This window comes from Actinosynnema sp. NPDC059797, from assembly GCF_042732085.1.
Classification (GTDB): Bacteria; Actinomycetota; Actinomycetes; order Mycobacteriales; family Pseudonocardiaceae; genus Actinosynnema.
This window is the reverse complement of the sequence record NZ_JBHWIE010000372.1, coordinates 6,462-6,738: the sequence shown is the minus strand read 5'-3', so window position 1 is coordinate 6,738 and position 277 is coordinate 6,462. Positions and strand designations below refer to the sequence as shown.

1 pseudogene is annotated in these 277 nt (G+C 75.8%); it reads left to right on the top strand.

Annotated features, from left to right (window positions below):
- Positions 1 to 277: pseudogene (locus tag ACFV4N_RS37395) on the top strand (dihydroxy-acid dehydratase); the annotation flags it as partial.

The window sequence follows — 277 nt, the reverse complement described above, 5'->3', positions numbered from 1 at the left end:
ACCTGGCCCCGCGGGGCGCGCTGATCAAGCCCGCCGCCGCGTCACCGCGCCTGCTGCGCCACCGGGGCCGCGCGGTCGTGTTCGACAGCGTCGAGGACTTCCGGGCCCGCGTCGACGACCCGGACCTGGACGTGGACGCCGACTCGGTGCTGGTGCTGCGCGGCTGCGGGCCCAAGGGGTACCCGGGGATGCCCGAGGTCGCCAACATGCCGCTGCCGCGCAAGCTCCTGGAACGGGGCGTGCGCGACGTGGTCCGGGTGTGCGACGGCCGCATGAG